The following is an 8197-nucleotide window of genomic DNA, read 5'->3' as shown; positions in this document are numbered from 1 at the left end:
GAGTTACAACTCCGCGACCGGTGTAGACGGTTCGATGTCGATGCCCAGCGCGCGGAGGTTCGCGTCGAGCACGCTCCAGATGGACGTCTCGAGGAAGCGGGCGAGATCCTCGCTCGGCACAGGGCTCTCCGGTTGGCTCAGCCAGCGGTTCACGGTGGCGTCGACCAGGCCGACCAGTGCGAATGCCATCGGCTCCGCGAGGGTGGACGTCGCGCCGCGGCGGTCGAGGATGCCGGCGAGCAGATCGCCCAGTTGCACGCCGATCGCGGTCTTGGTTCCCGTGACGGCTCGGGAGCCTACGGACTTTCGGCTCGGTGCGCCCTTCCCGAGGAACGCGTGCAGGCGCGGGTGCGCGACGATCCACCGCAGATAGGTGTCGACCGCGAGCACGATCGTCTCCCGCACCGTCCCGTGCGGCGTGAGCACCGGTCCCAGTTCGGCCATCATCACGTCGATGATCCGTAGGCGAATCTGTTCGTCCAGGTCGCCGCGGTCGGCGAAGATGCGGTAGACGACCGAACGCGGGACCTGTGCGCGCTCGGCGATCTGCTGCACCCCGATGTCGGATCCGCCGCCTTCGATCGCGGCCAGCGAGGCCTCGAGGATCCGGTCCCGGCGCTGCACCTTGTGGTCGTCCCACCGGGTCGCCCGTCCATCCGTCATTCGGCGAACAGTACTCGAGTTCGGGCGGAGGTCATTGACTGGACACGGTGTCTCACTTACTTTTGGCTGGACAGCGTGTCACAGACAAATCGATCCGGGTCAGGAGTCGGCATGGGCAACAGGGTTTTCGTCATCGGAGTGGGGATGACGAAGTTCGAGAAGCCGGGGGCACGCGAGTGGGACTACCCCGACATGGCGCGGGAGGCGGGCACGAAGGCGCTCGAGGACGCGGGCATCGACTACGGCGAGGTGCAGCAGGCGTACGTCGGGTACGTGTACGGCGAATCGACGTCGGGACAGCGTGCCGTGTACGAACTGGGGCTCACCGGGATCCCGATCGTCAACGTCAACAACAACTGTTCCACCGGATCCACCGCGCTCTACCTCGCGACGCAGGCCGTCCGGAGCGGTCAGGCCGACTGCGCGCTCGCGCTCGGGTTCGAGAAGATGCAGACCGGTTCGTTGGGAACGATGTACGACGACCGCGAACAGCCGATGATGCGACACCTGCTCGCGCTCGCGGAACTGCAGGAGTTCGCGATGCCGCCCGCGCCGTACATGTTCGGTGCCGCCGGTAAGGAACACATGGAGCGCTACGGCACCACCGCCGAACAGTTCGCGAAGATCGGCGTCAAGAACCACCGGCACTCGATCAACAATCCGTACGCGCAGTTCCAGGACGAGTGCACGCTCGAGGATGTGCTCGCTTCGAAGCCGATCTACGGTCCGCTCACCAAGCTGCAGTGCTCGCCGACGTCGGACGGTTCCGGCGCCGTGGTGGTGGCCGGTGAGGCGTTCGTCGACAAGCACGGCCTCGCCGCGCAGGCCGTCGAGATCGTCGGTCAGGCGATGGTCACCGACCTGCCGAGCACGTTCGAGGACAAGAGCGCGATCAGCCTGGTCGGTGCCGACATGACCCGGACGGCCGCGAGACTCGTCTACGAGCAGGCCGGCATCGGTCCGGCCGAGATCGACGTCATCGAACTGCACGACTGCTTCTCCACCAACGAACTGCTCACCTATGAGGCTCTCGGCCTGTGCGCCGAGGGCGAGGGGGGCAAGCTCGTCGACGCCGACGACACTACGTACGGCGGTCGCTGGGTGGTCAACCCCTCCGGCGGCCTCATCTCGAAGGGCCATCCGCTCGGCGCCACCGGCCTGGCGCAGTGCAGCGAGCTCACCTGGCAGCTGCGCGGCGCCGCCGACAAGCGTCAGGTCGACGGAGCGCAGGTGGCACTGCAGCACAACATCGGGCTCGGCGGGGCGGTCGTCGTCACCGCCTACCGTCCCGCAGAACGCTGAATCACCCTTTCCCTCAACCATTCCAGGAGTAGTCATGGCTTCCGTTTCCGTCTCCGCCGCCCTGCCCGCCGCGCCCGACAAGGCGTGGGACGCCCTGTCCGACCTCTCCCGCTGGGAGGAGTGGCTCACTATTCACCAGGGCTGGAAGAGCGACCTGCCCACGGAGGTCCGGCTCGGTGCCACCTTCACCGAGGTCGTTTCCGTGATGGGCATGGCCAACAAGATCGAGTGGACCGTCACCGAGGTCGAGGTGCCCAGACTGGTCAAAATCGCCGGCACCGGCATGGCCGGCGTCACCGTCGAGTTCACATTGCAGGTGGAGCCCGACGGCTCCGGCAGCAAGGCCATCATCGACGCGAGTTTCAAGGGCACGATGATCGTCGGGCCGATCGGCAAGGCTGTTGCCAAGAATGCCGCCGCGGATCTCGAGGCGTCGCTCGCCAAGTTCGCCGAGCTGGTCGGATAGCAACATGACTACGCCCACAGTGGAATTCGATACCTCGGGGATCGGGGTGTGGACGGATCCCGAGCGATTCGACGTCACCGCCGAACGTATCGCCGAGTACGCGGCTGCCACCAACGACCCGATCGAGCGGCACCTGCGCGGCGAGATCGCCCCGCCGGTGTTCGCGGTGGTGCCGGCATTCTTCTCGATGGCGCCCGCGGCGCTGTCCGTGGCGCCGGTCGAACTGCTGATGAAGCTGGTGCACGGCGAGCAGGACTTCCACTTCCACCGGCCGATCCACCCGGGTGACACGTTGGTGGTGCGGGCCAAGCCGATCGGCTTCGAGGGCATGGACAACGGCTCCACTGTCGTCGTCTATGTCGAAACTCGCACCGAAACAGGAGAACTCGTCAACGAGCAGTGGATGACGGCGTTCTTCCGGAAGGTCGATGCCGGCCCGGGACTCGGCGAGCCGGCACCGCCGCACCGGTTCCCCGAGACGCTGCGTGGGCAGACTCCGGCGGCGCGGGTTCTGCAGCACATCGACAAGGACCAGACCTTCCGGTACTCGCCGGCGTCGGGCGACCCCATGCCGATCCATCTGGACGACGAGATCGCCCGGATGTCCGGACTGCCGGGCATCATCAACCACGGTCTGTGCACGATGGCGTTCACGTCGTGGGCCGCGCTCACCGAGTTCGCCGACGGCGACACCCTGCGCCTGAAGCGCCTCGCGGTGCGCTTCGCGAAACCCGTTCTGCCCGAACAGGACATCGAGACCCGATTCTGGAGATCGGGTTCGGAGTCCGGTGCCACCGCCTACGCCTTCGAGACCAGTGTCGGCGACGAACTGGTGATCAAGGACGGCCTGGCCGTCATCGCCGACTGATCTACCTGCAGACCTGCCGACAGGCTTCGTGACAAGAGGGGAACACATCATGGGAACACTGGACGGACGCGTCGCGATCATCACCGGCGCGGGGCGGGGCATCGGCCGCGAGCATGCACTGCTTTTCGCGCGGGAGGGTGCCGCGGTGGTCGTCAACGACCTCGGCGGCGCCAACGACGGCACGGGATCCGACGCGGGTCCGGCGCAACAGGTGGCCGACGAGATCGTCGCCGCGGGCGGCAAGGCGATCGCGAACACCGACAACGTCGCCGAATGGGCGGGCGCCGAGGCGCTCGTCGCGCAGGCCGTTCGCGAGTTCGGCCGCCTCGACATCCTGGTGAACAACGCCGGCATTCTGCGTGACAGTTTCATCGCCGGCATGGAGGAGGGGCAGTGGGACGCCGTCATCGCGGTGCATCTCAAGGGGCACGCCGCGACGCTGCACCACGCCGCCGCGTACTGGAAGGAGCAGTCCAAAGCCGGTGAGTCGGTGCAGGCCTCGGTGATCAACACCGCATCGGCATCGGGCACTTTCATGCCCAACGCCGGTCAGAGCAACTATGGCGCCGCGAAGGCCGGCATCGCGGCACTGACCCTGGTGGCGGCGGACGAACTCGAGCGGTACGGCGTCCGCGTCAACGCGATCGCGCCCATCGCCCGCACTCGGCTCACGCTCGCCACCCCCGGCATGGGTGCGCTGTTCGCGGCCGAGATTCCGGAAGGCGAGTTCGACGCCTTCGCCCCGGCCAACATCTCGCCGCTGGTCGCCCGCCTGGCGGCGGCCGACTGCAAGCTCACCGGCAAGGTGTACGCCGTCCAGGGTGGTGCGATCTCCGAACTGATCAACTGGCACGGCGGGGACGCGATCGAGAGCGACGGCCCGTGGACCGTCGGCGACCTGGCAGAACGACTGGGCTGAGGAGAACGCGCATGGCACGCAACGCCTACGAACTCGGACTGGGGCTGAGCGACGAGCATGTGGCGCTCGCCGATTCGGTCCGCAGTTTCGCGGAACGCACGATCACGAGCGAACAGGTGCGGGCCGCGGTCGACGCACGCACCGAAGACCGGTTCCCACCGTTCTGGTCGGCGCTCGCCGGGCAGGATCTGCTGGGGCTGGCGGTGCCCGAGGACCGCGGCGGTCACGGGGCGGGCCTGCTCACCCTCGCGGTGGCGCTCGAGGCGCTCGGGCGAGCGGTCGCGCCGGGGCCGTTCGTGCCGACGGCCGCCGCGGCGGCCGTCCTCGGTGCGGCCGACTCCAAGATCGGAATCGAGGTGCTGCCGGGACTGCTCGACGGAACCCGGACGGCGACAATCGCTCTCGGGCGCCCCCTCTCCGTCACGCCGGAGGGCGACGGCTACGCGTTGTCGGGGTCGCTCGATGCGGTGGTCTCGGCCGAACACGCGGACGTGCTGCTGCTACCGGCGGTCGTCGGCGACACGGTGCGCTGGATCGTAGTGGACGGTGCCGATGTCACCATCACGCCGCAGGACAGCGTCGACGTGCTCCGCGGCTCGGCCCGCGTCGAGGCCACCGGGGTCACGGTCGGGGCCGACCGGGTCCTGGACGGGCTGAGTGCGCGCCGGGTGCGTTCCGTCGTGTCGGTGGTGTTCGGCGCCGAAGCGGTGGGCGTGCTGTCGTGGTGTGTAGCGGCCGCGGCCGAATACGCCAAGACCCGCGTCCAGTTCGGGCGTCCCATCGGACAGTTCCAGGGCGTCAAGCACAAGTGTGCGCACATGGGCATCGCGCTGGAGAAGGCGCGGGCCGCGATCTGGGACGCGGCATCGGCGCTCGATACCGACGACGCGACAGCCGATTTCGCGGCCGAGGTGGCGGCAGTCATCGTGCCCGACGCCGCCGTGACGGTGGCGCAGGACTGCATCCAGGTGCACGGCGGGATCGGGTTCACGTGGGAGCACGACGCCCACCTGTACTATCGCCGGGCCCTCGCGATCCGCGGTGTCCTCGGAACCCGCGAGGAGCGGGTGGAGCGCGTCGCCGAGCAGGCGCTCGCCGGCGTGGTCCGGCAGTCGGAGTTGGAACTGCCGCCCGAGGCCGAGGACCTGCGCGGGGTGGTGCGCGCGGCGCTCGCGCCGATCGCTGGGATCGACGACGAGGACGACCAGTTGATCGCGTTGGGCGACGGGGGCTGGGTGCAGCCGCACCTGCCGAAGCCGTACGGCCGCGGCGCGGGACCACTCGAACAGATCGTCATCGCACAGGAGGTGAAGTCTGCGGGAATTGCATTGCCACAGTTGCTGATGGGCGGCTGGGCGGTGCAGGCCGTGGTGGCGCACGGCTCCGAGAAGCAGAAGCAGGAACTGGCCGTACCCACCCTGCGTGGCGACCTGGTGTGGTGCCAGCTGTTCTCCGAACCGGGTGCGGGCTCCGACCTGGCGTCGCTGACCACCAAGGCGGAGAAGGTGGATGGCGGCTGGAAGATCACCGGTCAGAAGATCTGGACCACTGTCGCACAGTTCGCGGACTGGGCGATGCTCATCGCGCGCACCGACCCGGCGCGGCCCAAGCACGAGGGCATCACGTACTTCGTGCTCGACATGTCCACGCCGGGCGTCACGGTGCGGCCGCTGCGGGAGATGACCGGATCGGCACTGTTCAACGAGGTGTTCCTCGACGACGTGTTCGTTCCGGACGAGAACGTCGTGGGTGAGGTGAACGACGGCTGGCACGTTGCCCGCACCACGCTGGCCGGCGAGCGGGTGGCGCTGAGCCAGAAGATGGAGGCGTACGCGAGCGACAAGGATCTGCTCGCCTTCGTCCACGGTCGTGAGCTGGGATCGGTGGGCCGTCACCGATTCGGAGAGCTGATCGCCGAGAGTCAGACGATCGATCTGATCGGCTCTCGCGTGGTGCTGAAGCAACTGTCGGGCGCCGACGTGAGCACGACGTCGTCCGTCGGAAAGCTGCTGGGAATGGGTCTGGGGCAGTCGATCTCGGAGTTCGTGGTGGCCGAGCTGGGCGCGGCCGGCGTGGTGGCCGTGCCGGGGCAGCCCAGCGACAAGGCGATGGAACAGCTCATCGCCGGTCGCGCGACGACGATCTACGGCGGCACCACCGAGGTGCAGCTCAACGTGATCGCCGAACGCATGCTCGGGTTGCCCCGGGACTGAACGGTGCGGTGGTGGCCTGCGGATCCGGTCCGCAGGCCACCGCTCACGTCAGCTGTGCGCGTTGCGCAGTTCGAACTTGAGTACCTTGCCGGTGGGGGTGCGCGGCAGTTCGAGCGGGAACACGATCTCCTCCGGCACCTTGAAGCGCGCGATGAGTCCGCGGGTGTGTTCGATGATGTCCGCGGCATCGGCTGCGGCGTCCTTCTTCAGGATCACGAATGCCTTGGGTCGCTCACCCCACTTCTCGTGCGGCACACCGACAACCGCGACGTCGAGCACGGCCGGATGCGACATGATCGCCTGCTCCACCTCGACGGTCGAGATGTTCTCGCCGCCCGAGATGACGATGTCCTTGGCGCGGTCCTTGAGCTGGATGTAGCCGTCTGGGTGCATCACCCCCAGGTCGCCGGTATGGAACCAGCCGCCCGCGAACGCCTCCGCGGTGGCGTCGGGGTCGCGGTAGTAGCCGAGCATCACGTTGTTGCCGCGCAGCACGATCTCGCCCATCGTCTCTCCGTCCGCCGGCACGTCGACCATGTTCTCGTCGACGATGCGGGCGTTCTCGGCCTGCACCATGCCGACGCCCTGGCGGGAGGTGAGCGCGGCTCGCTCGGCAGGAGTGCAGTTTTTCCACTCGTCCTGCAACTCGCAGATCGTGTACGGCCCGTACACCTCGGTGAGCCCGTACACGTGCACGAAGGTCATGCCGAGCGCCTCGAGTTGGGCGATGGTCGTCGGCGCCGGGGGTGCGCCACCGTTGGTGATGCGCAGCGACTGCACCGGATGGGCGCGATCGGCTCCGGCGATCGTGGTGCACACGGCCGGCGCCCCACACAGATTCGTGATGCCGAGGTCGTCGATCGCGTCCCAGATCGCGTCGGCCCGCACCGCGCGCAGACACACGTGGGTGGCGGCGGCCTGCGTGACGGCCCACGGCGTGCACCATCCATTGCAGTGGAACATCGGCAGCGTCCACAGGTACTTGGTGTTGCCGTCGAACCCGTTGTGGAACGTCACGCCCAGCGAGTTCAGGTACGCGCCTCGGTGGGTGTACATGACGCCCTTGGGCTTGCCCGTCGTGCCGGACGTGTAGTTGATCGAGATGACCTGCTGCTCGTCCTCGACTCCCCACACGAGCGGCTGGTCGGTGAGGCCGTCACGCCTGTTCAGGAACTCGTCGTACTGTGCCGTCGCAACACCGGCGGGGACGTCGGGGCGCGGGACCGTCGAGTCCGGTATCTCGACGATCTCCGCAATGCTGCCGACGTTCTCCCGCGCGGTGCTCACCGAGCCCACCAGCTCGGAGTCCACGAAGAGGATCTTCACGCCCGCGTGGTCGAGGATGTACTCGAGTTCGGCGCCGGCGAGACGGGAGTTGAGGGCCACCAGCACGCCGCCGGCGAGCGGCACCGCGAAGTGCGCGATCAGCATTTCGGGGGTGTTGGGGCACAGGTAGGCGATGCGGTCGCCCGGCTCGATCCGGGCCCGCAGCACGCGGGCAAGCCGTTCGGCCTCGTCGGCGAACTCTCGATACGTGTAGCTCCGGTCTCCGTGGACGATCGCGGTCTTGTTCGGGAAGACCGTGGCCGAGCGGTCCAGGAAGCGCAGCGGACTGAGCGGGGTGTGGTTCGCCGAAGCGGACAGTTCGGACACGGGTACCTCCGGGGTGGCGACAGGTGACGGGCGTTACAGACCGCCGGGGCGACGCTATGGGCGCGGGTTCCGTGGCCGCTACCCTCTGAAGTGGGTACTCGACGTGAGGCCCG

7 protein-coding genes are annotated in these 8197 nt (G+C 68.0%); 5 read left to right on the top strand and 2 right to left on the bottom strand.

The features are described 5' to 3' along the window. Positions 1-3: 3 nt before the first annotated feature. Positions 4-663: a TetR/AcrR family transcriptional regulator gene (locus C8K36_RS17860; protein ID WP_107985864.1), complete on the bottom strand. Its 660-nt coding sequence runs from the start codon at positions 661-663 to the stop codon at positions 4-6. Between the two features lie 111 nt (positions 664-774). On the opposite strand from C8K36_RS17860, the gene C8K36_RS17855 reads away from it, so the two are divergent. From C8K36_RS17855 to C8K36_RS17835, 5 genes are read left to right on the top strand one after another with little or no spacing between them, the layout of a single operon-like run. After that, positions 775-1965 carry a lipid-transfer protein gene (locus C8K36_RS17855; protein ID WP_107985863.1) on the top strand — a complete coding sequence of 397 codons (1191 nt, stop codon included), beginning with the start codon at positions 775-777 and terminating at the stop codon, positions 1963-1965. A 34-nt stretch (positions 1966-1999) separates the two neighbouring features. Beyond that, entirely contained in the window at positions 2000-2431 is a 432-nt protein-coding gene (locus tag C8K36_RS17850) for a type II toxin-antitoxin system Rv0910 family toxin (protein WP_107985862.1), read from the top strand. A 4-nt stretch (positions 2432-2435) separates the two neighbouring features. After that, on the top strand, positions 2436-3299 hold the full coding sequence (locus C8K36_RS17845) for a MaoC/PaaZ C-terminal domain-containing protein (protein ID WP_107985861.1): 864 nt from the start codon (positions 2436-2438) through the stop codon (positions 3297-3299). Positions 3300-3348: 49 nt separating this feature from the next. Then, positions 3349-4218 (top strand): SDR family oxidoreductase, encoded by an 870-nt coding sequence (locus C8K36_RS17840; RefSeq protein ID WP_107985860.1) that lies wholly within the window; start codon positions 3349-3351, stop codon positions 4216-4218. A gap of 11 nt (positions 4219-4229) precedes the next feature. Next, positions 4230-6431, top strand: a complete 2202-nt coding sequence (locus C8K36_RS17835) for an acyl-CoA dehydrogenase (protein WP_107985859.1) — start codon at positions 4230-4232, stop codon at positions 6429-6431. Between the two features lie 48 nt (positions 6432-6479). On the opposite strand, the gene C8K36_RS17830 is transcribed toward C8K36_RS17835, so the two are convergent. Then, positions 6480-8084, bottom strand: coding sequence for a long-chain-fatty-acid--CoA ligase (locus C8K36_RS17830; protein WP_107985858.1), 1605 nt, complete (start codon positions 8082-8084; stop codon positions 6480-6482). Positions 8085-8197: the final 113 nt, after the last annotated feature.

The sequence above is a fragment of the Rhodococcus sp. OK519 genome, assembly GCF_003051005.1.
In the GTDB taxonomy this organism is placed as follows: Bacteria; Actinomycetota; Actinomycetes; order Mycobacteriales; family Mycobacteriaceae; genus Prescottella.
This window is presented reverse-complemented; position numbering and strand designations above follow the sequence as displayed.